The organism is Vibrio sp. F13, from assembly GCF_020806305.2.
GTDB classification, from domain to species: Bacteria; Pseudomonadota; Gammaproteobacteria; order Enterobacterales; family Vibrionaceae; genus Vibrio; species Vibrio crassostreae_C.
The window spans coordinates 1,536,569-1,560,685 of the sequence record NZ_CP170176.1; the positions used below are offsets into that span (position 1 = coordinate 1,536,569).

The 24,117-nt window shown below is 44.5% G+C and carries 25 protein-coding genes; 12 read left to right on the forward strand and 13 right to left on the reverse strand.

The features are described from left to right. Positions 1-5 precede the first annotated feature (5 nt). Both LMH68_RS21670 and LMH68_RS21675 read left to right on the forward strand, forming a co-directional pair. Entirely contained in the window at positions 6-587 is a 582-nt protein-coding gene (locus tag LMH68_RS21670; protein ID WP_009845456.1) for a NapC/NirT family cytochrome c, read from the forward strand. 11 nt (positions 588-598) lie between these two features. Continuing rightward, positions 599-736 carry a TIGR02808 family protein gene (locus LMH68_RS21675; protein ID WP_010430103.1) on the forward strand — a complete coding sequence of 46 codons (138 nt, stop codon included), beginning with the start codon at positions 599-601 and terminating at the stop codon, positions 734-736. 437 nt (positions 737-1,173) lie between these two features. On the opposite strand, the gene LMH68_RS21680 is transcribed toward LMH68_RS21675, so the two are convergent. After that, entirely contained in the window at positions 1,174-1,857 is a 684-nt protein-coding gene (locus LMH68_RS21680; RefSeq protein WP_229647841.1) for an SH3 domain-containing protein, read from the reverse strand. Between the two features lie 96 nt (positions 1,858-1,953). Here LMH68_RS21680 and LMH68_RS21685 point away from each other — a divergent pair, with 96 nt between their 5' ends. Continuing rightward, positions 1,954-2,529, forward strand: a complete 576-nt coding sequence (locus LMH68_RS21685) for a hypothetical protein (protein ID WP_102394558.1) — start codon at positions 1,954-1,956, stop codon at positions 2,527-2,529. A 269-nt stretch (positions 2,530-2,798) separates the two neighbouring features. Beyond that, positions 2,799-3,041 (forward strand): hypothetical protein, encoded by a 243-nt coding sequence (locus LMH68_RS21690; RefSeq protein ID WP_017062621.1) that lies wholly within the window; start codon positions 2,799-2,801, stop codon positions 3,039-3,041. Positions 3,042-3,210: 169 nt separating this feature from the next. Here the strand turns inward: LMH68_RS21690 and LMH68_RS21695 are convergent, their stop codons facing one another. After that, on the reverse strand, positions 3,211-3,669 hold the full coding sequence (locus LMH68_RS21695) for an Lrp/AsnC family transcriptional regulator (protein WP_017062622.1): 459 nt from the start codon (positions 3,667-3,669) through the stop codon (positions 3,211-3,213). Positions 3,670-3,818: 149 nt separating this feature from the next. Between LMH68_RS21695 and LMH68_RS21700 the strand changes: the two genes are divergently transcribed. Both LMH68_RS21700 and LMH68_RS21705 read left to right on the forward strand, forming a co-directional pair. Further along, complete coding sequence (locus LMH68_RS21700; protein WP_017064490.1) at positions 3,819-4,748, forward strand: DMT family transporter; 930 nt, start codon at positions 3,819-3,821, stop codon at positions 4,746-4,748. A gap of 158 nt (positions 4,749-4,906) precedes the next feature. Next, positions 4,907-5,371 (forward strand): hypothetical protein, encoded by a 465-nt coding sequence (locus tag LMH68_RS21705; RefSeq protein WP_017064489.1) that lies wholly within the window; start codon positions 4,907-4,909, stop codon positions 5,369-5,371. 48 nt (positions 5,372-5,419) lie between these two features. Here the strand turns inward: LMH68_RS21705 and LMH68_RS21710 are convergent, their stop codons facing one another. From LMH68_RS21710 to LMH68_RS21735, 6 genes are all read right to left on the reverse strand, one after another. Further along, positions 5,420-6,793 carry a sensor histidine kinase gene (locus LMH68_RS21710; protein WP_229647842.1) on the reverse strand — a complete coding sequence of 458 codons (1,374 nt, stop codon included), beginning with the start codon at positions 6,791-6,793 and terminating at the stop codon, positions 5,420-5,422. Between the two features lie 66 nt (positions 6,794-6,859). Further along, complete coding sequence (locus tag LMH68_RS21715) at positions 6,860-7,591, reverse strand: response regulator transcription factor (RefSeq protein ID WP_017067448.1); 732 nt, start codon at positions 7,589-7,591, stop codon at positions 6,860-6,862. A gap of 81 nt (positions 7,592-7,672) precedes the next feature. After that, positions 7,673-8,353: a spondin domain-containing protein gene (locus tag LMH68_RS21720; RefSeq protein ID WP_017062627.1), complete on the reverse strand. Its 681-nt coding sequence runs from the start codon at positions 8,351-8,353 to the stop codon at positions 7,673-7,675. 9 nt (positions 8,354-8,362) lie between these two features. After that, positions 8,363-9,052, reverse strand: coding sequence for a spondin domain-containing protein (locus LMH68_RS21725; RefSeq protein WP_229647843.1), 690 nt, complete (start codon positions 9,050-9,052; stop codon positions 8,363-8,365). After that, on the reverse strand, positions 9,045-9,185 hold the full coding sequence (locus LMH68_RS21730) for a hypothetical protein (protein ID WP_017067451.1): 141 nt from the start codon (positions 9,183-9,185) through the stop codon (positions 9,045-9,047). The genes LMH68_RS21725 and LMH68_RS21730 overlap by 8 nt, the downstream gene beginning before the upstream one ends. A gap of 266 nt (positions 9,186-9,451) precedes the next feature. Next, positions 9,452-9,793, reverse strand: coding sequence for a YggL family protein (locus tag LMH68_RS21735; protein ID WP_017062629.1), 342 nt, complete (start codon positions 9,791-9,793; stop codon positions 9,452-9,454). Positions 9,794-10,047: 254 nt separating this feature from the next. Between LMH68_RS21735 and LMH68_RS21740 the strand changes: the two genes are divergently transcribed. After that, entirely contained in the window at positions 10,048-12,075 is a 2,028-nt protein-coding gene (locus LMH68_RS21740) for a PhoX family protein (RefSeq protein WP_102428558.1), read from the forward strand. A gap of 256 nt (positions 12,076-12,331) precedes the next feature. Here LMH68_RS21740 and LMH68_RS21745 read toward each other — a convergent pair whose 3' ends face one another. From LMH68_RS21745 to LMH68_RS21755, 3 genes are all read right to left on the reverse strand, one after another. Beyond that, positions 12,332-12,952 carry a LysE family translocator gene (locus LMH68_RS21745; protein ID WP_017064486.1) on the reverse strand — a complete coding sequence of 207 codons (621 nt, stop codon included), beginning with the start codon at positions 12,950-12,952 and terminating at the stop codon, positions 12,332-12,334. Positions 12,953-13,116: 164 nt separating this feature from the next. Continuing rightward, positions 13,117-14,403 (reverse strand): DEAD/DEAH box helicase, encoded by a 1,287-nt coding sequence (locus LMH68_RS21750; RefSeq protein WP_017062632.1) that lies wholly within the window; start codon positions 14,401-14,403, stop codon positions 13,117-13,119. A gap of 182 nt (positions 14,404-14,585) precedes the next feature. Beyond that, the gene (locus LMH68_RS21755) at positions 14,586-15,569 is read right to left on the reverse strand and encodes a CobW family GTP-binding protein (protein ID WP_229647844.1); all 984 of its coding nucleotides are present in this window, start codon (positions 15,567-15,569) and stop codon (positions 14,586-14,588) included. Between the two features lie 543 nt (positions 15,570-16,112). Between LMH68_RS21755 and clcA the strand changes: the two genes are divergently transcribed. Both clcA and LMH68_RS21765 read left to right on the forward strand, forming a co-directional pair. After that, entirely contained in the window at positions 16,113-17,519 is a 1,407-nt protein-coding gene (clcA, locus tag LMH68_RS21760; protein WP_229647845.1) for a H(+)/Cl(-) exchange transporter ClcA, read from the forward strand. A gap of 239 nt (positions 17,520-17,758) precedes the next feature. Further along, positions 17,759-18,706, forward strand: a complete 948-nt coding sequence (locus LMH68_RS21765; protein ID WP_017062635.1) for a TDT family transporter — start codon at positions 17,759-17,761, stop codon at positions 18,704-18,706. Positions 18,707-18,864: 158 nt separating this feature from the next. On the opposite strand, the gene hmpA is transcribed toward LMH68_RS21765, so the two are convergent. After that, positions 18,865-20,061 carry an NO-inducible flavohemoprotein gene (hmpA, locus tag LMH68_RS21770; protein ID WP_017062636.1) on the reverse strand — a complete coding sequence of 399 codons (1,197 nt, stop codon included), beginning with the start codon at positions 20,059-20,061 and terminating at the stop codon, positions 18,865-18,867. A 368-nt stretch (positions 20,062-20,429) separates the two neighbouring features. On the opposite strand from hmpA, the gene norR reads away from it, so the two are divergent. Then, complete coding sequence (gene norR / locus LMH68_RS21775) at positions 20,430-22,022, forward strand: nitric oxide reductase transcriptional regulator NorR (protein ID WP_017062637.1); 1,593 nt, start codon at positions 20,430-20,432, stop codon at positions 22,020-22,022. A gap of 89 nt (positions 22,023-22,111) precedes the next feature. After that, complete coding sequence (locus LMH68_RS21780; protein WP_017062638.1) at positions 22,112-22,471, forward strand: glutaredoxin family protein; 360 nt, start codon at positions 22,112-22,114, stop codon at positions 22,469-22,471. A 109-nt stretch (positions 22,472-22,580) separates the two neighbouring features. On the opposite strand, the gene LMH68_RS21785 is transcribed toward LMH68_RS21780, so the two are convergent. Next, on the reverse strand, positions 22,581-23,216 hold the full coding sequence (locus LMH68_RS21785; protein WP_029235219.1) for an OmpA family protein: 636 nt from the start codon (positions 23,214-23,216) through the stop codon (positions 22,581-22,583). 258 nt (positions 23,217-23,474) lie between these two features. Between LMH68_RS21785 and LMH68_RS21790 the strand changes: the two genes are divergently transcribed. Beyond that, a complete protein-coding gene (locus LMH68_RS21790) occupies positions 23,475-24,101 on the forward strand; it encodes a thioredoxin domain-containing protein (protein WP_017062641.1) in 627 nt (208 codons plus the stop codon). Positions 24,102-24,117 lie beyond the last annotated feature (16 nt).

The window sequence follows — 24,117 nt, forward strand, 5'->3', positions numbered from 1 at the left end:
TATATATGATAAAATTACTTAAAGCGTTTTGGAAAAGACTTGCGACACCAAGCAAAGCAGCCGTAGGCGTTGTTTTGTTCTTGGGTTTCTCGGGTGGTCTTTTGTTCTGGGGTGCATTCAACACGGGTATGGAGGCAACCAACACGGAAGAATTCTGTTCTGGCTGTCACGCACCTATCGTTGCTGAAATCCAAGAGACAATTCACTACTCTAACCGTTCTGGTGTTCGTGCTATCTGTTCAGACTGTCACGTTCCTCATGAATGGACAGATAAAATTGTTCGTAAGGTTCAAGCATCTAAAGAGCTATACGCACACTTTATTGCGAAAACCATCAATACTGAAGAAAAGTTCAAAGCACGTCGTGCTCACCTAGCGGAACGCGAATGGGCTCGATTGAAGAAGAACGATTCACTTGAGTGTCGTAACTGTCACCAGTTCGATTACATGGACTTCTCAGAGCAGAGCCCCCGTAGTGCGAAACAACACTCGACTGCGCTAGCTTCTGGTGAAAAAACGTGTGTAGACTGTCACAAAGGTATTGCACACAAACTACCAGACATGCACGGCGTTGAAGGCTGGCAATAAGGAGCGATTGAATGAGTACTTTAGAAAGCGTAATTTGGCACATCCTAGGTTACAGCGCTATGCCAGTTATCATTCTTGGTGGCTTTGCAGGTGTTGCAGCCGTATCTCTTTGGATTTTATCTATGGGTAAAGACAAAGAAATCGATTAACAATCGAGATTCCATCAACTTCTACCAGATAATTCTGATATGAGTTGATACGAAAAAGCCACTGATTTCAGTGGCTTTTTTTATTGTCTGGTGCTTCGTATTTCGACTGTTAAGGTATTCCTACTGTTAAGTAAGAGGCAAAACGTTAAGCTTGGTTTTCCGAAGCTTCTGGATCGACGTTCTCTTTATCGACATCTTCCTTATCAAGAATCGGCAGCACCTGCTTTACGGAATCCCGACAACAATACTCTCATACCATAAAAACTGTAGACCCATTGTTTAAACGGAATAGCCAGATACTGCTTATATCGGATTAAATATAATGAGGTGCCAATAAAGAAGCCCACTCTGCGATAAAGTAAGATTTCAAAAATTTTACTTATGAACGGTAACCCTAAAGAATATTAATACGTCCAACACTTAAAATGGGGCGATTTTTACTTCGTAAATATTTCGTTTGTATTTACATCTAAATAAATTTTATTTTCAAGAGACAGTCCGCCGCAATAAATAAAATAGACATCTCGATTGCTGTACTTAACAGATTTCACCCATCCGCCTAATTCTTCAAAATCACTTGGGGCACACTCCCCCTCAGAGATCAGTTTAGCCACCGAATTACGGAATTTTTCTTGATGGAGCTTGAGGTCATCAGACTTAACCAAATAGGAATCCAATATCTCTTTGCTTTCTTTTTCCGAAATAATGACTTCATCATTCGATAAGCCTGACATAGAGACCCATTCCGCCGTCTGTGGGCCGCCATCTTTAAGGACAATATAGTCTGAGATACGAGCCCATTCTCCCTGTTTCTCGAGTACCTCCACCTTTTCCCCTTTGTAGAGGTAATCCGTTATCAAGCCATCAATTTCAGGTTGCTCGACCACTTCTAGCTTTCTCTCCAAAACGTAAAATTCCGTCTGCTCTGGTTCAGGCTGAAGATCCATGATGGGTACGAGGTCAGATTCAGATTGCTCGGTAGCTTCTAACGCCGGCTCTTCCGTTTTCTCTTGTGGGATTGGGTCTTTATTCATGACTAAGAAGTAGTATGCCGCTCCTCCCCCTCCGCCCAATATCAACAACACAAGTAAAGCGATCAGCGCTTTTTTCATCAAATCCACCAGCTCTTCCGTTATAGGTATGTCTCAAGTGTACATCAACTCATGCTGCTGCTCATCTATACTCTCAATAGAGCGCACGGTAAGTAGAGGAAAGTCATGAGTTTTTGGGGGAAAGTTATCATTGTAAGCGTAACTTTGAGTGCCAATGTCGCTCTAGCGAATCATTGTGACCGTGAAAACTGGCAAACACTGTTGGATCGTCAGCTCTCTTTTGAAGGTCGCTATAGTCAGTACACCAAAGAGTTCAACCAAGTTCTTTCAACCTATGAGTCACAGACATTGTTATCTAAACACTTTAATGAAAAGCAGATCATTGAGCTTTGGGCAAAGTACGAAGAAAGGTTTAATGTGCAGCTCAATAGTCATATGAATACCGCGTATGACGTCTCCGAGGTTTTGCTACAACAGGCGTATGTTGTGTCTAGTGAACTTGAAGGCGCTGACTCTCTAGCGTATTCATGGCAAGCCGTCGCCAAACACTGCACCAAAGCAAGACTCCCGCGCCAGGCAGAAAGCGCAAAGGTGCACGTACAAAGCTCACAATCACTCTCCCGAGATCTCCATACACTCAGTGAAAAATTCCGTCAGCTGTCTTCAAAATACCGCAGAGAAGCGACGATGATTGATGAAGCGCGCCACATAAACCAACCAGCAAACGATGCATCAAACTGAAATCACCATTAGATTCTCTCACTCGTTCGACTGGACTTTTCCGATAAATATGCTCAATCCCATTCATAATATTCTAAGAACTCGTTAATCAAAGCTTTATCAATAGGTTGTAAAAGTAATGTGCTATCTATCAACAATGAAGTTCAATTTCCGACCAATGCAAGCGAGTATGTGAGATATTCATCACAAAATAGATTTACAAACGCCAGAAAATTGTTATCATGAATCTTCATATAACTTAATAACAAGAAACATTTTGGCTAGGTAATATGCAAAAGACTATGGCTTTCAACTGCTTGAGTAACACGGAATGGACTGCAGAGATAAGAGGTAAACTTTTATCTGTAGCTAAACACATGGAAGAGTTCGGTTCAGTAAGTGAGCTAGAGCTATGTAAGATATTTGGAGAGACAATTTGGAATGACGGCGTGGATTATCATTCACATGCTTTTTCATTCAGAATTAATGCACAAACTGGGGATTGTTCAATCTCTAACTTTAAGTATCACTAAGTTTTGCACCTATCATATACGGAGTACCTTTCACGAGGTGCTCCGTTTTTTATTGCCTGAAGCCTGACACTTAATGGATGATTTTTGATATTGACCGCGCTTCTACTTCAGGAGTAAACCATTTCGTTTTCAGCTCATTCTGCCTTCGTGTTACTGCTCAGAGTTTGGCTTAATCGGTATAAATTGGCAGTGGTGCATTGCCTTTTACTTGTCTTATCGCAAGGTGGGTATGAATATCTTTCACGTTAGAGAGCCTTTGAAGTTTTCTTGTAAATGCCTCGTAGGCCATCAAGTTCGGGCTAACCACTTCTAGCAAATAGTCATAAGCCCCAGATACAACGTGGCAACTGATCACCTCTTCCATCTCTACAACAGCCGCCTCAAACTTATCTATCGACACTTCTTGGTGGTTGTTTAGGCTCACCTCAACAAACACACTCATTGCGATGCCGACTTGTTCTCGTGACAAGCTCACACGATAACCGTCAATAATGCCCTTTTCTTCTAGCCTTTTGACTCGTCTTGCACAAGGCGAAGGTGATAAACCCACTTCATCAGCAAGTTCAGCCGTGGTTAACCTGCCATCTTTTTGTAGCAGTTCGAGAAGATGCCTATCAATTCTATCCATAGTAAATGCCAAACATTAGTTAAATCCGTTAATTATTTGGTGAATATTAGCAAAAATCATCAACGATAGTTCAAGTTTAGCCAAAACTTGCCAACCTGTGGCACACCAACTGTTCCATAATGAGTCATCACCCACTCTCCTTCTATATTATGAATCTTGGCTACTTATCTATTACTGTCACCCTACTCATTTGGGCGAGCTTTTTTCTTTCTCTTAAAGGCGGCGCAAATTCAGATTTAACACCTGCCGATATCGCTCTCACAAGATTTCTCATACCGGCTTTGGTGTTATTGCCTTTGATGTGGAAAGCACGCAGCGCAATTGCCGTCGTCCCTAAACGGTATCTAACGGGTATGTTCGTAGGTAGCGGATTACCTTATCTGCTTGTTGCCGGAACGGCCATGCAGTTTGTTCCGGTATCTCATGGCAGTGCTCTTGTTCCGGGCACGCTTCCTCTGTTCGTTACAGGAATTGCGGTACTCTTTTTTAAGCAGCCACTCAGCCGACATCGTGTTGTTGGTTTAGGTTTGGTTTTGCTCGGCATACTGTTGTTTTTAGGGAGTAGCTTAAGCAGCTTCAACTTCGAATACACCAAAGGTCATTTGTTGTTTTTATGCGGAAGCTTAATGTGGGCGATGTTCACCATCTCAGCCCGTGTCGCTAATCTTAATGCGTTAGTCAGTGCCGGTTTTATTTCTCTCTGTTCTACTTTGCTTTTACTCGTCCTAATCCTGACTGGAACCCTCCCAAGCCACCTAATGGACACACCAATCGCTAATTGGCCCTTCACGGAGCTTGCCGTTCATTCAACAGTGCAAGGCGTTGGGGCGGGTTTAATCGCTGCGTTCACTTACCTTTATGCGGTTAATACCTTAGGGGCTGAACGCTCTGCCGCTTTTGGCAGTGCAACACCCGCAGTGGCAACCTTGTTGGCGATCCCACTATTCAACGAGATTCCTGATGCGATGACTTGGCTCGCCCTTGGTTCTATTTGCATCGGCAGTTTGGTCGCGAGCAACATATTCATGAGAAACGACCAGTCGATGCAGTACCAACCGCCAAGCCATAGCAAAGCCTGATACTGCGTTCAAACCTAAATACAGTTCCCCTAAGCATCGATTTTAGGGCTTGTAGTACACAGATAAGCCTGCCAACGCAGGCTTATCTAAAATCTGCTTTTTCTAAACTCGCTTCTCCATTAAACTGTCCGACCTTTTTGCAGATCCAAGAGAACACCATGCAACGCGACTACACCTTAAATTGCTTAATCACCATGCCTCGCCATGAACTAGAAGAATTTAGTTTAAGAATGATTCATCGCCTTGTACCTGAAGATGCAATGACGGAATTGTTTACGTTCGAGCAAGAAGAAGTCACCAGCGAAGAACGCATGCAATCAGCGAAATTTGACGCAATGCTTCGAATGACAGCTATCGCGCTTGGTGAAGTAAACCTAGCCTTCTCAGAGTCGGATAACTCGCAACAGAACATCGAGCGAATGACTCGCCTACTGCTTTGGCACTTCTACTCAATTTCTTTCAACCTTGAAGAAGCAATCGCAATCGAAGTGCACTGTGAGAAAGTAGAAAAGATCTTAAAGAACGCACCTAAAGATGCGTTTGGCTGGGTTAAAGAATTAACTGAGCTGCTTCACTTCTACGCGAAAGTGAACGAAGGTAACGAAGACAGAAAAGACGCTTAACGTTACTTCTACGTAAGTATACATCGAGCTAAACGAAGGCAGACAGAGCTATACCGAAGGCAAGTAAAAGCTTTGCTGAAAGGAGTTCTCTGCCTTTGTTGTTTCTAGCACACTGTGATGCAACATCAGTATCGACTGCGCGATCTTGGTTCCTATTCCCAAAGAACCATTCGGCGCTTCCAGTTCAACCTCATTATGAATCACCACCTTCACCCGTTTGGAATCCGCTTCAAAACCAACATCTAACGACACCACAGTGCCACTTGGGCTATGCCTCAATGCATTATCTAACAGATTCAAAATCAACCTCTCAAGCAGATCACTGTCACCCACAGCCTTGATTCCAATAGGCATATTAATGTTCAACTCAACATTTTTATGGCGATATTTGCTTTGTATCGTTTCTAAGCATTCGCTCATCAGCCCATTGAAATCGATTGAAGCGTATTGATATGTGGGTACCGGGTTATCTTTCTTAGCGCTATCTAACAGCGAATGGAGCTGTTCAGATAACTTGTTGCCATTGCGATATGCCACATCTATGAGTGGATCCGAATGCGGGTTTTGAATCCTCCACGTTTCTAGATACCCCAATACACTCGACAATGGCGTTTTCAAATCATGACTGAGCTGTAATAAGCTTTGTCTTCGATGTGGCGACTGATATTCAAGTTGCAAAAATTGCTGTTGAATGTGCTTCGCCATCAACTGATACGAGCGTGCAATCGGCACCAATTCTGGTACTTGATGAATGAAGTTCGGGTCCAATCGAAAATCTTGCTCTGCTTGTTGTTGCAGCTTGTTTGTAACTTCTTCGATAGGGTTTAAGAGGCTGCGCTTCACGAGCAGGTAAGCCCCAATCGCAAAACCTAAGATAGAGATCAGCATAAGTCCTGCTAGCGCCATATAAGGTGTGTCGACTTGCGAATTAGCAATCACGGTATGGCGATTACTGCCAATCAACACATACAGATACCCAACTGTTGAACCCAACTCTTCAATCGCAGCAACGGAAAACACCTTACGAGAATCAGGATTGATAGGGTCTTCGCCAAGAATCGGATAAGGCTCGTCATTTAAAAATTGTCTAATGGGTGCTAAGTCTATCTGGCTTGCCAACACAGTGCCTTCTGGCGCAGCGTGCGTCGTGATATTTCCTTGGCTGTCGAGAAAATAAATGTCGAAATCGGGACCAATCAACATCAAGGTATGAAATATGGATTTAAGGGCTTTGGGGTTGTAGTCAGTCCCTATCATCAGAGGGTTATCATCGCGCATATGAACCGCGAGCTCTTTGTGTAAGCTCTGCTTAGTTCTTTGTTCTATGGTCTCTTTTTGCCAATTATAGGTATAAGCAATCACCACACTCACGAGCAGAAACCACAAACTGGTGAACAACACTAAACGCGATTTGAAACTCATGTTCTCTCCTCGATGGCTCTTAGGTCTTACTGGCCTTTTAGTAAACTTCGGACGCGACACATAGGCCTAAGCTTTCGACTCAAACTTATAACCAACACCCCAAACGGTTTTAATGAAATCATCATCACTATTCGGCATCGCAAGCTTGGTTCTTAGACGGTTGACTGTGCTACACACGGTATGGTGATAGCCAGAGTGATGAGTATTCCAAACATGATCGAGCAGCTCGTCTTTGCTATACACACGCCCCGGGCGGGTTGCTAAGAAATGAAGTAAGGTAAACTCGGTAGCTGTCAGCGGTACGTCTTGGTTATTGAGTGACACCTGATGGCGTTCAGGTTGAATAGTGAGCACACCAAAATTCATAATCGATTCTGCTGTCACAACCTCTTGAGTCGCTGATTCGACATGGCTTAAACGGCGAAGCACGTTCCTCACTCTTGCTTGAAACTCGAGAACGCTGAAAGGTTTCGTTATGTAGTCATCAACACCGGCTTCTAAGCCTGACACCTTATCTAACTCAGCGTCTCTTGCGGTTAGCATGAGTACTGGCGTCCAATCCTCTTGCTGACGCAACATTCGACAGAAATCGAGTCCGTCACCGTCTGGTAAGCCACGATCCAGTACGATCAAATCGAAATGACCCTCTTTATAGAGCGCCTGAGCCTTTTCAATCACATTAGCTCTGATTACGTTATGCCCTTGGAACTTAAGATGCATCTGCACCAGTTCAGCCAAGTCATCATCGTCTTCAACCAACAATATGTTTGCCATCAAATTTACCGCAGCACTATTCATGATCCCTGCTCTATTCTGAGTCTGCCCACCTTTCAATTGACCGGAACAGAGCAGGAATTCTTTCATCGTACTTTGACCCTGTTACTCAGTTCGAGTAATGGTGATTCTTGCTCCGGGGTTAAGGAAACGATGATTGGCACTTAAAGTAGAAGTCGTAAGGCCGTCATCTTGGCTAATTACGCCAGAGTGGAAACTCACTACATCGGTGTCGTCTCGTGTGGTATTAAAACCTTCACCACCGCCTGCTGGTCCCGGAATGGTTGCAGCAAGCTCATCGTTCAGCTCAGTTCCCGAATCCCAAACATTCATGTTCATGGTAAAGGTATCACCCACCGCTAATGACTTGAGTGATAATCCGGATTCGCCGACAAACGCATCATTGGTGTTCACCAACATCGAAGCAACTGAGATATACCCTTCTTGATTTGGGTCGACACGAATCGACACCGTGTCTTGCTCACCTGAAAGAATCAGTCCATTGCCTGAGATGCCTTGATAAACATTGGCGTCACTGTCACTGAGCGCAAGCAATTGTGCATTACTACCCCCTTCCGCCAAGTATTCCAGATCGACAGAGGCACTTTGCCCAACTTCAAACAGATCAAAATTCGTATTGTGAGTCAACACCGCGAGTGGTGACATTGGTTGATTGGGGGTGAGGTTAGTAACACTCACATCATAGCGATAGTAATCGTCGTCATCGTCCGGACAACCCGCTAACACAGCTACTGATGCAGCGATAAATAGAATTCTAGCTTTCATACATCCCCCTTACTTCACAACAATGGTGATAGTTGCAACAGGGTTTAACCATCGATGGCTACTGCTATCGAGGTCACTGATGCCGCCCGCCGCATCACCATCACCATCACCAATGTTACCTGGATGAATATGAACCTTAGCGTTTGATACTGCCGTTTCTACACCTGTGCCACCAGCGCCAAAGGTAATGAATGGAGGGTTCGGCATACTGCCCGCCAGCTCATCATTGGCTTCTGTGCCTGCGTCATAACCATTTAGAGTCGCTTTGTAGGTGCCCGCTTGAGTTGGGATCTTCCAGCTATCTAGACCAACAAAGCCGTCGTTTGTCGGCAGCAACATTGCACCCAATGATAGGTACTCTAAATCACCAGTACTGATATCAAACGTAGTTGCGACGCCTGGATTGAGGATGCCGGCCGCTGGGTTCTCAACCACCACGCCTCCCGCGTTGGCAATGACACCAGATAAACCTGAAATATCGCCACCTTCGGCCATGGACTCTAGTTCCGAAGAAGCCGTTTCACCCGTTCTAAACATGAACAAGCTTGAGTCATGAGCCGCCGCTAAGATAGGCGTAAAGTAGATCCCTTTCGTTGCATTAGTGACAGTGACTTCAAGCTCAGCAGCCTGAACTTGAGCCGCTCCGAAGGCCAACATAGCCGAGCTGATCACTAAGCTGATTTGAGTACGTTTATTCATTTTGATTCCATCCTTTATCGAGTCCTATCGTTGCCAACAAAACGAATAACAGCGATATACCGTTACCTTTGCCAGAACGAACTGTGGTGTTGTTGACTCTAAGAATGACGATCAAATCTATCAGCAACTTCATTGAATTCTCATAAAACTCTCACAAGTTTATCCAAACTTATTACTGCAAATAAAAATAGCGATAAGGTACTAATATTTAATCGAAAAATATCAATTTATCATTTACGTCAGAAGGGATAGAAAAGAAGATAAAGAATAGAAATGGAACGAATAAAACGCAAAAAGGCCGAATCGATTTAACGATTCGGCCTTTATTCTAGCGTACTGTTGTTACTCTTTCCTAAGCCGTATTTGGCCTTTCAATCGAGCTAACAACACAACATCAAATTAGAACGCGTAGTTTGCGTCAATCAGTTCGCTAACTTCCACTTTGCTTACTTCAGCACGAGCTTCAAGCCATTGAGCAACTTGCAGTTGTTCTGCTTCTGTTACTGAACGGTAGCGCTCAATTGAGCATAAGAAACCTTCAAACAGCTCAAGGCCGCCGCCACCAAAGCACAGACCGATGCTGTCGATGAAATCAATGAACTCATCAATGAACACATCGTATTGATCAAAATCAGTAATCGATGTCTTGCAGCTTACTTCAAAACCCAGAATCGCGAATTCACCTAGGTATAGCTTTTTGCGTAGGCGACGATTTTTGTTTTCGATTTTATCTAATTTCATAACTGCCTCTCTTTTCGTTTGATAAAGCATTTATACACAGTTCCACATCAATCCCCAAGAGTTTTGTATTACACAAGGGTGTTAATGGCAAAAATCGTGCTACAGAAACAAAACCTTAATCAAATCTATAAAAATCTGTCACTTAACTGCTTCACGATTAGTCACACATTGACCCAACTTATTAACCAATTAGTTAGTAGGTGGGTAAGTCATGAATAACGAATAATAAAATCAGCCAATAGGAAGCAGTAAAGATGAGCAAGGAAACATTTGATAGCACTCGTTTTAATAAGAGCAAAAACAAACCCTTCGAAGAAGTTTTAGATGCGAACCTTTCAAGAAGAAATGTTCTCAAAGGCGGTTTAGGCATCAGTGCAATGACGGCGTTTGGTGCTTTTGGTTTAGCAGGCCACAGCACAGCGCACGCGGCGACAGCATCATCTAGCGCACCGCAAAAAAGCACTGCTACACTTGCATTCGAATCGGTTAAAGGCTCACTGACAGACAGTGTCGTTGTGCCAAAAGGCTATACAGCACAAGTATTGGTTCCTTGGGGTACTCCACTTAACAAGCAAGGCAATGCTTGGTTAAAAGATGGAACCAACAACGCACAAGATCAAGCAAACTCACTGGGCATGCACCACGACGGCATGCACTTCTTCCCGCTTAATGGCAACAGCAACGACGGTTTGTTGGTGATTAATCACGAATACATCGACCAAAAAGCACTGCACGCTAATGGTCCTACATACGATGAAGGCAACCGCCCTAGCCTTGATGAAGTACGTAAAGAGATCAACGCACACGGCGTGAGTGTGGTTCGTGTAAAACTTGAAGGCAACCAATGGGTGATGGTCGATAACGATCCACTTAACCGCCGCTACACAGGCGCGACCGTAATGGATCTGTCTGGTCCTGTTGCTCACAGTGAATTTACCAAAACCAAGTTCTCACAAGACGGCAGCCAAGCTCGTGGCACGTTGAACAACTGTGGTAATGGCTACACACCATGGGGCACTTACCTAACGTGTGAAGAAAACTGGCCGGGTTATTTCGTTAACAAAGGCGAGACAACACCAGCGCAAGAACGTATTGGTATCGCTACTGACAAAACACGTTACGGTTGGGACACGCTTTCAGGTAACAAACAAGAACGCCTAGACGAATTTGCTCGCTTTGACGTAACACCAACAGGTGAGTCAGCAATGGACGATTACCGTAACGAAGCACACGGTCACGGCTACATTGTTGAAATAGACCCATACACAGCAAACTCTCGCGCTAAGAAACGTTCTGCACTGGGTTGTTTCCGTCACGAAGGCTGTACGTTTGGTAAGTTGACCGAAGGCGAGCCAATCGTATTCTACTCTGGTCACGATTCTCGCTTTGAATACCTATACAAATTTGTTTCTGAAGAGAAATGGGACCCGCGTGACGCAGAACCGAGTAATCGCCTAAGTGCGGGTGACAAGTACATGGATAAAGGCACGCTGTATGTGGCTAAGTTCAACGATGACGGTTCAGGTACGTGGCTACCACTAACGTTGGGCAGCAAGACTACAAACGGCGGCAAGCTAGGTGATTCATTTGACTCTCAAGCAGCGCTTATCATCAATACAGCGGGCGCTGCCGACCTTGTTGGTGCAACGCCAATGGATCGCCCTGAATGGTGCTCTGTTGACCCAATGACGGGTACGGCTTACCTAACGCTGACTAATAACAACAAGCGTAAAGAAGCGAACTCTGCGAACCCTCGCGTAGACAACAAGTTCGGTCATGTTATCCGTTGGGATGAAGGCAAAACGGCAGGCGAGTTCGATTGGGATATCTTCGTATTTGGTTCACCAGCAGTGGAAGACAAGTCTATTAACCGCTCTGGTCTAACAGACATGAACCAATTCGCGAGCCCTGACGGCTTAGCGTTTGATGCTCGTGGCATCTTGTGGATTCAGACAGATAACGGCGCAGACGAAGTCACTGGCTACACCAATGACCAAATGCTGGCAGTGGTTCCATCTCAGTTAACGGATGACAACGGCAACAGTGCGGTGATTGATGCAAACAACCAAGCACAGCTTAAACGCTTCTTTGTGGGTCCAAACGGTTGTGAAGTGACTGGCTTTACCATCAGCCCAGATTTCAAATCACTGTTTGTGAACATTCAACACCCGGCAAACTGGCCATCGTCTGAAGATGCAACCGCACAAACTCAAGGCAAAGTCCGCCCAAGAGCATCTACGGTTGTGATTCGTCGAGAAGACGGCGGTGAAATCGCGGTTTAAATATACAACGCAGGCTAAGATCAGAAACATTTCTGTTATCTAGTCTCTGTTCGCTAGCTAAGTAAAATCAAAAAGAGCGATAAGGCCAAATGCCCTATCGCTCTTTTTATATTCTATGCATTCTTCGGTTTAAGTAAGAATCCGAATTTTCAAAACTCACCGTAATCCTAAGTCGTCATCATCCCACGTACGCGTCACCCTCGAGAAGGAGGAACGACTGAGTCGGGGATCTCTGCTCGTTGTAGGCTAACCAGAATTAGCTCACGAACAACCAAACACCAACGCCCATCATCAACGTACCTGCAATGCGGTTCATCAACTTAACATTGTCGGCTTTGCCCAGCATATGCTTTAAGCTCTTTCCGCCTGTCGCGTATAAGGTCATGCAAACAAACTCAGAAACCAGAATGATTGACACGAGAATGAACAACTGCGGTGCTAAGTCTTTATTGCTGTTAATAAAAGGAGGCAGCAAAGAAATCATAAACGCCCAGCCTTTTGGGTTCGCAATTGCAGTGACAAAACCTTGAACCACCAAGTCCCAATCATTGCTGACTTTTGTTGTTTGGTTGTCAGTACTGATCGCCAGTTTGCCTCTCGAACGCCACATCTGAACGCCTAAATAAAACAGGTAACCCGCACCAACAAATTTAAAGCCCGTAAATAGCCATGGGTAATTCAACATGATCGAAGCGATACCCAATACCGCGGCAATAGAAACCACAGCGACACCAGCCAGTTCACCGATCATCATCCATAATGTACGCTTGTATCCAACACTCATTCCAAGTGTCAACGCCAAAGTCATACACATACCGGGCGTGATTGACACGAAGAAAAACGTGGGAATAAAAGCCCAAAGTAGTGCGCTATCCATATTATTACCTTATCGACTTGTTTTTATTTATTAGTTCTTGTTTCTTGATCGGGCTTGAAATGAAGCGAGGTTGAAACGAAGCAGTAATGACAATAAACAATATTGCGATCAATACAAACAAAAAGAGCCACATAACAGTGGCTCTTTTCAATCACCAACCGTAATTACTTACGACGGTTTTTAATTCGCTTCATCATAGTCAAACGACGTTCAGCGCTTGCTTGATCTTGTGGCTCTTCGTTCGCGTTGTTCTTACGACCCTGACGGTTTTTGTAAGCCGATTTAGTGTTCAGCTTCTCGATGTAAGCATCACGTTTCTTCGGTTCATAACCCGGTTGTTCAACACGACGAATGCGCTGTTGAATCAGTTTTTCAACTTGAACGACAGTCAGCTCTTCTTCGCGGTTAACGAAAGAGACAGCGTGACCTTGCTTACCTGCACGACCTGTACGGCCAATACGGTGAACATAGTCTTCTGCTAGGAAAGGCATGTCGTAGTTAATTACGTGTGGTAAGTCTTCGATATCAAGACCACGAGCCGCAACGTCGGTTGCTACCATTACACGCGCTTTACCTTCTTTAAAATCGTCTAGAGCACGACGACGAGCACTTTGCGCTTTATCACCGTGACACAGTACTGCTTTAATGCCGTCTAGCTTAAGCTCTTTAACTACATCGTTCGCTGTTTCTTTGTAGTTAACAAAAACAAGCACTTGGCGCCAGTTTTTACGACCAATCAGCTCAGAAAGCAGTTCTGTTTTACGCTCTTGATCCACTGGGTAAACCACGTGGCCGACAGTAGCAGCCGTTGAGTTTTCGCGCTCAACACTAATACGTTTTGGTTTACGCAGAATATCAACAGACAGTTGGTTTAACTGAGTAGAAGTCGTTGCAGAGAACATCATGATTTGCGGTGATGTTTCTACATCCAACATGATCTTACGAACGGCATTGATAAAGCCCATATCAAGGATACGGTCAGCTTCATCAAATACTAGAAATTCTAGGTTAGCAATAGACACGTTACCCGCTTCTAAGTGCTCTTCTAAACGGCCAGGTGTTGCAACCAAAATATCCACACCCAGTTCTAGTTGACGAACTTGTGAAGACATCTTGTTACCACCGTAAACCGCAGAAACACTTAGATCTGTGTATTTAACGTAGTCTTTAATGTTTTGAGCGATCTGCGCAGCAAGCTCACGAGTTGGAGCAAGAATAAGGCCGCGAGCCGTTCCTCTAGACGCCTTTTTACCGCTGTTCAAAAGGTGCTGAATAACAGGCAATGAAAATGCCGCTGTTTTACCCGTACCGGTTTGAGCAGTAGCAAAAATATCATGGCCTTTACGAGCCATTGGAATCGCTTTTTGTTGAATTGGAGTGAGTTTTTCATAACCACACTCAGTCAACGCTTTGACTAATTCAGGAGCAAAACCTTGAGAGGAAAATGACATTGTTACGGGTTCCTTAAGCAGACAGCCTACATTCTTATTTCAGCCGAGCACTATAAAGTAATTAGAGTGATTTATCTCACATTTATCGTGATATAACGCAAACTTTCTCATTTAATCTGGTGTTTATCCCGCCTTCAACGAGGTAAACACCAAGATCCTTGGTTCAAACAGCAAAAACAGGGCTATTTGATGCCACACAGCTTGAGTAGAATCTGCTCTAGATCGCCCCATGGCATGAGCTGCGAGTCGATCACTTCCAATCGAGATTCAAAGCCATCCAGTGTAATTTCGTTCACAGACACGACTTGATTCGCCACATTGAATGCGTAGCAACCTTGGTCGGTGTTCACGACGGCTTTTACACGCTCGGCCGTTAGATCCGACAACATAGAGAATAGCGCATCGAAGTCGAACTTATGCTCTGCGCCAAACAACCAACCGCAACTGAAATAGCCCTGTCCTTTATTCTCTTTACGGATGAAAGCTTCACCAGGCGGAAGTTGGAATTGAGGCTCTTGTTCAGCATGATCGTGATGATGCGCTTCAATATGAGAGGAAGCACCACCGTATACTCTTTCAATGTCCAACACTTCCAATGGCACTTCACCATCGTGAATTAGCTTATGGAAGACTTTTGCTGGCGTTTGATCCGTCACCCAATCATTAAACATATCGATGTCTTCAGAATGAACAAGGTCAACCTTAGTACCAAGAATCACATCTGCACTGTTTAGTTGATCATTAAAATTCTGATTCGAAGTGTACTTTTCATTAGATAGATTTCGTGGGTCAACCAAACCAAGCGTCGCTTTTAAATCGACATATGGCGTGTACTGATCGGAAGTCAGTGTCGCAATCACTTGTTTAGGGTGACCAAGCCCTGTCGGCTCAATCAATAAACGGTCTGGTTTTTGGCGAAGTAAGGCATTAATACCTACCGACATAGGCACGCCCGCAGTACAACACATGCAACCACCCGGTACTTCTTTAATCAAAGCACCTTGATCTGTCATCAATGCACCGTCAATACCGATTTCCCCGAACTCATTAACCAGAACAGCCCAGTTTTCATTCTCAGGTTTATTTTTTAGCAGGTTCAAAATGGCTGTCGTTTTACCAACACCCAAGAAGCCCGTAATGATGTTTGTAGGAACTTTTTTAGTCATATCAGTTCTCCTTTTTAAGGGAGTATATACACAATCACGGAGAAATTGACCCCAATCGCTTGTTTATACGGAGAATGATTTAAGCCAGAAGTTGTATGAGTGTCACTAGAAAAGGGGGGGAACGATGAAAATGGGATGCTCCAGACGAACTAAAGGCGTACTTACTCAGTACGCCCCACCCTCGTTACTCAATCGTGAGTTCGCGAATCAGGAAGCCTTAAATATCGACCTGAACATTTAACGAGGAACTAAAACTTTGTTTCTGAATCCATCCAAATTGTGTGTAAAACCTCACTTCTCCTTGCGGTTCGTTATGTTGCTTTACGACTTAACTATGGTTCATTTTTGGGGATATTCAAGCCGCCGCCAGAGAATCGATCAAAACTGTGACGGTGATTCCACTATTGAGCATATATTCTATTTATGTAACACGTACATTCCATAAATGAAATTCAACTTTTCAACTTTGTTGCTATAGGATATGCAGAGGAAGCGTATAATTTAATGCAACCCCGCCTTAACTCATTCAGGAAACTTATCTTTATGACCAGAAGAGAGAAAATTAAGCAGTCCTTACTAGCCAAGATGCCAAGGGATGCTATTAATCAATTTCTCTCAAGAGATAAGACCCCAGCTTCGGTTCTCTTCCTTTCTTGTATTGTGGGTGTACTTGCTGGTGTAGTGGGTACCTATTTCGAAGTTGCGGTTCATTTCATCACAGAAACTCGTACCGATTGGCTGAAAGATGAAATCGGTAGCCATTTACCACTGTGGCTTGCTGCTTTCCTTATTAGTGCGGCATTCGCCTTGATTGGTTATTTTCTCGTTCACCGTTTTGCTCCAGAAGCTGCCGGTTCAGGTATCCCTGAAATCGAAGGTGCAATGGACGGCATGCGCCCTGTTCGATGGTGGAGAGTATTACCCGTAAAATTCTTTGGCGGCATGGGCGCGTTAGGCTCTGGTATGGTTTTAGGCCGTGAAGGGCCAACCGTTCAAATGGGCGGCAGTATCGGTCGTATGGTCACTGATATCTTTCGAGTCAAAGACGATGACACTCGCCACTCACTGTTGGCTTCAGGTGCCGCTGGTGGCTTAGCCGCCGCATTTAACGCACCACTGGCAGGAATCATGTTTGTGGTTGAGGAGATGAGACCACAGTTTCGCTACTCACTCATATCAATCAAAGCTGTCATCATCTCAGCAGTTTCAGCCAACATTGTATTTCGTTCTATCAATGGCCAATCTGCCGTTATCACAATGCCTCAGTACCAGCCGCCTGAACTCGACGCACTTTGGTTATTCTTATTATTAGGTGTGTTGTTCGGCCTGTTTGGTGTGATTTTCAATAAACTGATTACGCTTTCCCAAGACCTGTTTGTGGCGATCCACAAGAATGACCGTAAACGCTACTTGATGACAGGCACCCTACTTGGCGGTTGCTTTGGCTTGTTGCTCCTTTATATACCTGAATTAACTGGTGGTGGTATTGGTATCATCCCGAACATCACGAATGGCAGCTACAGCGCCAATGTGTTGTTGTTGATTTTCTTAGGCCGAGTCCTCACTACCCTGCTTTGTTTCGGCTCTGGTGCGCCAGGCGGTATCTTTGCACCAATGCTTGCGCTAGGAACACTCTTTGGTTATGCGTTCGGGCTTATCGCAGCGGCATTCTTTCCCGAACTGAATATTGAACCGGGTATGTTTGCAATTGCTGGCATGGGAGCATTATTTGCCGCCACCGTGCGAGCGCCTATCACTGGCATACTGTTGGTTATCGAAATGACCAATAACTACTACCTGATCCTGCCGTTGATCATCACCTGCTTAGGTGCGGTAATCATTGCTCAAATGTTAGGTGGGCAGCCAATTTACAGTCAACTGCTTAACCGTACGCTGAAAAACGAAAAACTAAGACAACAAGATCTCCCTCAACAAGAGGAAGTACGTTAATTACAAATGACTCATGAAACAAAAGCACACATTCAACGTGCTTAATCTCCCGATTCCGTATCAAAATCAAAAAAGCAAACGTTAAACTTGGTATCATCCACTCAAAATTAGTTGAGTGCCCTCAAAATCTATTGATGGAAGACCTACACACTCTAACTAAGGCAAATAGTCCAATATTCTGTAATTAACTAAGTCGGAGCAAGTCGTTGAACTGGAGAAGATTAACCCAAGTAAAAAATGTGCCGCCATCTCAGGCGTCTTTAGCACTTGGCGTTATTGGGTTAGGACAAGCTTGGGCGTTATATATCCCGGGCATTGGTGAGATAATTCGTCCCTACCTCGCTGCATTCGGCGCGCTATTATTGCTGCCTGTTTTACTGCGCTATTTAACGAGCTTTAATACCTTCCTTAATGACATTCGCCACCCGTTAAGTGGAAGCTTGATGGCACCAATGAGCATGGCTTTACTGATTCTGTGCGACTATTTAGCCGAGATATCGCCAGCTATCGCCTACCCAGTTTGGTTCTGCGCGCTATTGCTGCACTTTACCATGATGGTGTTGTTCTTTAGTTTTCAGATCATCAACTTCAAAATGTCGAACATTGTACCGAGTTGGTTTCTGTATCCGGTCGGTTTGATCAGCAGTTCCTTAGCTGGCACACAGTTCGGGCACACCGTATTTTCAGAAACACTTGCGGTCACTTGTATTGGTATCTATTTCCTTATGTTGCCAGTGGTGTTATACCGCTTGGTGTTCGAAGGCAATCTTCCTCGCCGAGCAAGACCAACACTCGCTATCATGGCAGCTCCGGTTAACTTGTCTTTAGCCGCTTACTTGGTTAACTTCGACAACCCAGACCCGATTCTAACAGGTGCATTGGCGGGCATTGCCATCACCATGACTTTGTTGATTTACTTGTGTTACATCCGCCTAATGCGTTTGAAGTTCCAACCTTCGATTGCTGCCGTCACCTTCCCATCTGTGATCAGCGCTATTGCCATGCATCGTCTAACTACATTTTTCGGCGCGGAATACCCACAATGGTATTGGCTACACAAGTTTGGTTTCTTTGAGCTAACCATCGCCACCATTCTAGTGATTTGGGTTGCCGGTGGTTACGTAAAAATGTACTGGCCTGAGTTTTTCGATTCCGACTACATGTCCAAGAAGATGAAACGTTCTTAGATAGAAGCGAAAAGATCTTAGCTGAACCATCGTGTTCTGCAGTAGTCGATGATGTCAGACAAAACCAACCAAACCCAAAAAGGCCTCACACTGTGAGGCCTTTGAATAGGCAAGGTATTAATAGTTCAGGCGAGTGTTACTAGAAATGCCGAGACCTATTAGAAGTTAGCGTGAGGGCCGAATACTTCGTAGTGAACGCGTGAACGGTCAACTTTCATTGCATCTAGCTGCTCTACGATGTTCTTCATGAAACCAACAGGACCACAGATGTAGAAATCGCTCTCTTCAAAGCCTTTAGTATCAGAGATAGACGCTAGATCCATTTGACCTTGATGCGTGTTTTCACATGCAGATTCATCTTTGTTCATGTACCACGTTTTCGCTTCCCAACCTTTGTCGGCAACAATATCTTTAACACGAGTCGTGAAAGAGTGTTGGCCTACGTTCTCACAAGCGTGAAGGTAAAGTACTGGCTCGTTTTTATCTTCCGTGTTTAGGAACTCAAGCATAGACTGCATTGGCGTTACACCAACACCTGCAGAGATAAGTGTTACTGGCTTGCTGCGCTCTTGATACATGAAGTCACCCGCTGGTGCGTATAGGCTAACCTCATCACCAACAGCAACCGTATCGTGTAGGTGGTTAGATACAACGCCTTGTGTCTCTTGGCCTTGTCCTTCACGTTTAACAGAAATACGGTATTGCTTGCCGTTTGGCTTATCAGACAGTGAGTATTGACGAATCTCGCTGTATTGAGAGCCTTCTGGTTTCACTTCGATACCGATGTATTGACCTGGTGTGTAATCCAGAACTTCACCGCCGTCTTTTGGCTGAAGGATAAAACTTGTTACTAGCGCTGACTCTTCGATTTTGTCTGCAATCACAAACGCACGCGCTGCTTCCCAACCACCAACAGCTTGCTTACGCTGTAGGTAAAGTTCAGCTTCACGATCGATGAATACTTGCGCCAAGAATAGGTAAGCGGCTGTCCATGCTTCTTCCACTTCTGGAGTAAAGGCGTCAGCAGCTAGTTCACGTAATGTCTCAATCAGGTGCAAACCAACAATTTGGTAGTGCTCTGGTTGAATGTTAAAGCTTGTGTGTTTCTGAGCAATACGTTCAACGGCAGTTGTTAACGCTGCTAGATTTTCAATGTTCTTTGCATATGCCGCGATAGCTTCAAACAGTGCTACGCCTTGGCGACCTGTTCTTTGGTGAGTCATATTGAAGATATCTTTCAACTCAGGGTTATGCGTGAACATACGTTGATAAAAATGCTGAGTTAAAGCTGGGCCTGCGCTCTCAAGTAGAGGAATAGTAGATTTGATGATTTCGATATGTGCATTGTTAAGCATGAATTTACTCCGAACACTGAGCCTTATGACCTATATGTCATTTTGACTACTAAAAATTAAGAATGACTTATCGATTTTCTGAAACCTTAGTTATTTTTAGAAACTGAGTTATTTTGACTCGTTTTCATTTCAAAAAATCGCGAAACCTGATTAATGCAACCTGATTGATTGAGATCAAGAATAGTCTGTTTAATCAGCGCTATAATTGGGCTTCTCTGTATCTTCAGCACAATCAGTGCCAACTTTATCAATCCCCGTCATTACTGGTTTTCTTCTCAAAACTCATCTTATAAAAATGTCAAAAAGACCTTTTTTTTAAGTCAATAAGACTCTATTATGTAGATAAACACACACAGTTAGAGTTTTTTATGCAAGATATCTCCGCATCTACCCTCATGGAAATGACCATTGGCCTCGCAAGTGGTGTCAACGATCAAGATCGTTTCAATCGCCTGATCGATGCCATTCGCAAAACCATAACGTGTGATTGTGTCGCGCTTTTAAGCCTTCAAGGCGACACGCTAGTACCTATCGCAATGCAAGGGCTCAGCCGAGATACGTTCGGTCGTCGCTTTATCATTTCAGAACACCCACGGTTTGAAGAGATCTGCGCGTCTCGGTCTCCTGTTCGTTTCGATGCTGACAGCTCCTTACCCGATCCTTTCGATGGTTTGCTTATTGACCATGATGGCGATTTACCAATGCATGCTTGTATGGGCTTGCCTTTGCTATTTGGCGATAAGCTCTTAGGTATTCTGACTCTAGACAGCTTGAAACCTGATGTCTTCGCGAATATTCCGGCGCGTAACCTTGAAGTACTGGCAGCTATTGCAGCCTCAACCATGCAGATGGCACTGACCTTCTCGCAACTTGAGCATCAAGCAAAACAGTCAAAGCAATTACTCGAAGAATTGAACGTAGAAGCGTGGGAACGTGACGGCGGTGAGTTGATTGGTAACAGTGACACCATGGTCGCGCTTAAGAACGACATCGCTGTTGTAGCTCCATCTGAGTTTAATATCTTGATTCATGGTGACACCGGGGTTGGTAAAGAGCTTGTGGCTCGCACCCTGCACCACCAATCTCAACGTAAACGTAACCCACTCGTCTACGTAAACTGTGCTGCAATTTCTGAAAACTTAGTAGAGAGTGAACTGTTTGGTCACGTTCGTGGCGCGTTCACTGGCGCAGACAAAAACCGCTTAGGTAAATTTGCTTTAGCCGATGGTGGCACACTGTTCCTTGATGAGATTGGTGAATTGCCTTTGGCCGCTCAAAGTAAGCTCCTACGTGCGCTGCAAAACAACGAAATCCAACCGGTTGGCCAAGACAACATTCAAACCATTGATGTGCGAGTATTGGCAGCGACAAACCGAGATCTAAAACAAGAAGTTGAAGACGGTCGATTCAGAGCCGATTTGTACCACCGATTGAGTGTGTATCCTATCGCGGTGCCAGCACTGAAAGATCGTGGTGACGACATCAGCCTATTAGCGGGTTTCTTCTTAGAACAAGCGCGTCGTAAGCTTGGTATCAACCAAGTTAAGTTCCGCTCCGACGTTCTTTCTTTCCTAAACCGTTATGGTTGGCCGGGTAACGTGCGTGAACTTGAGCATGTGATCAGTCGTTCCGCATTGAAAGCGTTAGCGCGCAGCACCAATAAAAACCTGGTGACAATCACCAAGGAAGATTGTGGTCCTCTAGACCAAGATCAGCCAATTGCGACGACTCAGGTGAAAAACACACCATTATCGACACCAACGATCGACCTTTCTGCAGGGCTACGTGGTGCAACGGACGATTTTCAACGCAGTATCATTACTGAGGTGTTGGAAGATGCCAACTTTAACTGGGCACAAGCAGGGCGAGTTCTGAAAACAGACCGAGCAAATCTGACTCGACTGTCTAAGCGTTTAGGGCTAAATGTGGCTAAGTCTCATACGATCGAACGGACAAAATAGATATTAGCGGTTTGTTGCGAGCATCTGACAAAACTTGTGTATATAATGCTGCAAATTGTAACGCTAATTTTAAATATGTAGAGAGAGTTATGAAGTTTATCCGTTGGTTCTTAGGTCGTGTCATCTTGTTATTGAATTTTGTTTTCAGCCCACGTGGTGTGAAGCGTTCTCAAGAAGAACAAAGCAAAGTAAATGAGCAAGCAAAAACGCACACGTTATACCAATTCGAAGCGTGCCCATTTTGTGTGAAAGTGCGCCGCGCGATGAAACGTCAGTCGGTTCAATTTGAACTTCGTGATGCAAAAAACAACGAGCAACACCGTGCTGAGCTTGAAGCTGGCGGCGGTCGTGTGAAAGTGCCTTGTCTACGTATCGAAAAAGACGGTAAAACTGAGTGGATGTACGAATCTTCCGATATCGTGACTTACTTAGAAAAGCAGTTTGCATAAGCAATAAAGCAACAAAAGTCAGATACAAAAAATCCCTCGAATGTGAGGGATTTTTTATATCTGTTATTTGGCGTTAATCGCTTCAAATTGGGCGCGAAATTTCAAACGACTACTTCGTGACAATCAGCATCAATTCAACACGGCGGTTACACGCCTTGCCTTGCGCAGAAGCGTTCGTACAAGCTGGAACATACTCACCGAAGCCACGAGTATAGATGGAACGACTTGATACGTAGTTACTCTCTAATCGAGCCTTCACTTCTTTTGCTCGCTGCTCTGAAAGCGGATCATTGATTCGATCTGTGCCCGTGTTATCGGTGTGCCCTTCAATCACCACATCAATATCTTGGCGTTGAGCAAGGTAGCTGCCTAGCGTATCTAGCCATTGATTATACGCTGGCTCAGGGAATGCTGAACCTGTTTTAAAGTTCACGTGCTGCTCAAGCTTTACCATCACATGGTTACCCGGCAACACTTCAAAATCGATGCGGTTTTGTCTTAAAAAGACTTCCAGTGGGTCGTTAGTCGAAACGCCACGTCCGTAGTTGGTCGTGATGGTTCTGTGTTGATGAGTGCTACTCTGGATAGAGTACCCACGATTGCTTGCTACATGAGTCGTTTGAACCACACCCCATTCAGGATGCATCAAGTCGTAATCGGTTTGTGGTGCAGTCTCTAGCATGTCACCGCCAAGTAAGTCAGTTGGTGACGTGGCTTCACACCCAGCCAAAGCTATGCTTAACATTATCGCTAAATATCTCATTACTTCACCAACCACTCATGCAGATAAACCATTCACTAATGTCTATATCGGCACCGAGGGAAAAACTTTAGACGAAAAGAAAGCAGAACCCAAAAAAGTGCTGTTGATCACAGTTAACCGTCTACTAGCTTGTGTTCAGCCGCTAGTTCGAACTGTTTGCATTTATTTACCTTATAATTGTTTTCCAATTCGCACTAAATAGTTAGAATCTCACGACTTCTCAACGCTAGAGCAAACATTATGTTTAAACCATTTACTAAATTCATCACAGCACTCGCTGCCGTACTCATTATCGCGGGTTGTAGTGAAACAGACGAGCCACAAAAAGGCGTTCAATACGAAGCGCTTCCTACTGCTCTAACAGAATTTAACTTGTCTCCGATCACTGAAATCTTCTCTCTTAACTGTGGTCACTGCCGTCAAATGGAAAGTGCCATTCCAGAGATTGAATCTCTAACAGACCAAACTATTGGCAAGATGCACGTGACGTTCAACGAAAGCGCTCAAATCAGCGCAATGATCTACTACACAGCAGTGATGCAGCTTGATGCGACGCCTGACCACGCATTCATGGACGACCTATTTGGTGCCGTTCAAATGGGTGCAGATGCAACACCTGAGCAGCGTCAACAAGCACTAGAGACAGCGTTTACTTCTCGTGGTTTGGTTAGCCCATACCAGCTGAATAAAGAACAGCAAGTCGCTCTTTTCGACTACGTTAAGCAAGCAGAAGAGATCTCAGTAAAAGGTCAGATCAACTCAGTACCAACCTTTATCATCAACGGTAAATACCAAGTACTAACAGCAGGTCACCAAGACGTTGCTGGCATTGCAAAAACGATCAACTACCTTTTGACTCAACCATAATCACGGCTTTAGTCAA

What these genes read in the sequence shown, in the direction of transcription:
- LMH68_RS21670 (WP_009845456.1), top strand. Translation starts at nt 6, where the DNA reads ATGATAAAATTACTTAAAGCGTTTTGGAAAAGACTTGCGACACCAAGC.
- LMH68_RS21675 (WP_010430103.1), top strand. Translation starts at nt 599, where the DNA reads ATGAGTACTTTAGAAAGCGTAATTTGGCACATCCTAGGTTACAGCGCT.
- LMH68_RS21685 (WP_102394558.1), top strand. Translation starts at nt 1,954, where the DNA reads ATGAGTTTTTGGGGGAAAGTTATCATTGTAAGCGTAACTTTGAGTGCC.
- LMH68_RS21690 (WP_017062621.1), top strand. Translation starts at nt 2,799, where the DNA reads ATGCAAAAGACTATGGCTTTCAACTGCTTGAGTAACACGGAATGGACT.
- LMH68_RS21695 (WP_017062622.1), bottom strand. Translation starts at nt 3,669, where the DNA reads ATGGATAGAATTGATAGGCATCTTCTCGAACTGCTACAAAAAGATGGC.
- LMH68_RS21700 (WP_017064490.1), top strand. Translation starts at nt 3,819, where the DNA reads ATGAATCTTGGCTACTTATCTATTACTGTCACCCTACTCATTTGGGCG.
- LMH68_RS21705 (WP_017064489.1), top strand. Translation starts at nt 4,907, where the DNA reads ATGCAACGCGACTACACCTTAAATTGCTTAATCACCATGCCTCGCCAT.
- LMH68_RS21710 (WP_229647842.1), bottom strand. Translation starts at nt 6,793, where the DNA reads ATGAGTTTCAAATCGCGTTTAGTGTTGTTCACCAGTTTGTGGTTTCTG.
- LMH68_RS21715 (WP_017067448.1), bottom strand. Translation starts at nt 7,591, where the DNA reads ATGAATAGTGCTGCGGTAAATTTGATGGCAAACATATTGTTGGTTGAA.
- LMH68_RS21720 (WP_017062627.1), bottom strand. Translation starts at nt 8,353, where the DNA reads ATGAAAGCTAGAATTCTATTTATCGCTGCATCAGTAGCTGTGTTAGCG.
- LMH68_RS21725 (WP_229647843.1), bottom strand. Translation starts at nt 9,052, where the DNA reads ATGAATAAACGTACTCAAATCAGCTTAGTGATCAGCTCGGCTATGTTG.
- LMH68_RS21730 (WP_017067451.1), bottom strand. Translation starts at nt 9,185, where the DNA reads ATGAAGTTGCTGATAGATTTGATCGTCATTCTTAGAGTCAACAACACC.
- LMH68_RS21735 (WP_017062629.1), bottom strand. Translation starts at nt 9,793, where the DNA reads ATGAAATTAGATAAAATCGAAAACAAAAATCGTCGCCTACGCAAAAAG.
- LMH68_RS21740 (WP_102428558.1), top strand. Translation starts at nt 10,048, where the DNA reads ATGAGCAAGGAAACATTTGATAGCACTCGTTTTAATAAGAGCAAAAAC.
- LMH68_RS21745 (WP_017064486.1), bottom strand. Translation starts at nt 12,952, where the DNA reads ATGGATAGCGCACTACTTTGGGCTTTTATTCCCACGTTTTTCTTCGTG.
- LMH68_RS21750 (WP_017062632.1), bottom strand. Translation starts at nt 14,403, where the DNA reads ATGTCATTTTCCTCTCAAGGTTTTGCTCCTGAATTAGTCAAAGCGTTG.
- LMH68_RS21755 (WP_229647844.1), bottom strand. Translation starts at nt 15,569, where the DNA reads ATGACTAAAAAAGTTCCTACAAACATCATTACGGGCTTCTTGGGTGTT.
- clcA (WP_229647845.1), top strand. Translation starts at nt 16,113, where the DNA reads ATGACCAGAAGAGAGAAAATTAAGCAGTCCTTACTAGCCAAGATGCCA.
- hmpA (WP_017062636.1), bottom strand. Translation starts at nt 20,061, where the DNA reads ATGCTTAACAATGCACATATCGAAATCATCAAATCTACTATTCCTCTA.
- norR (WP_017062637.1), top strand. Translation starts at nt 20,430, where the DNA reads ATGCAAGATATCTCCGCATCTACCCTCATGGAAATGACCATTGGCCTC.
- LMH68_RS21780 (WP_017062638.1), top strand. Translation starts at nt 22,112, where the DNA reads ATGAAGTTTATCCGTTGGTTCTTAGGTCGTGTCATCTTGTTATTGAAT.
- LMH68_RS21785 (WP_029235219.1), bottom strand. Translation starts at nt 23,216, where the DNA reads ATGTTAAGCATAGCTTTGGCTGGGTGTGAAGCCACGTCACCAACTGAC.
- LMH68_RS21790 (WP_017062641.1), top strand. Translation starts at nt 23,475, where the DNA reads ATGTTTAAACCATTTACTAAATTCATCACAGCACTCGCTGCCGTACTC.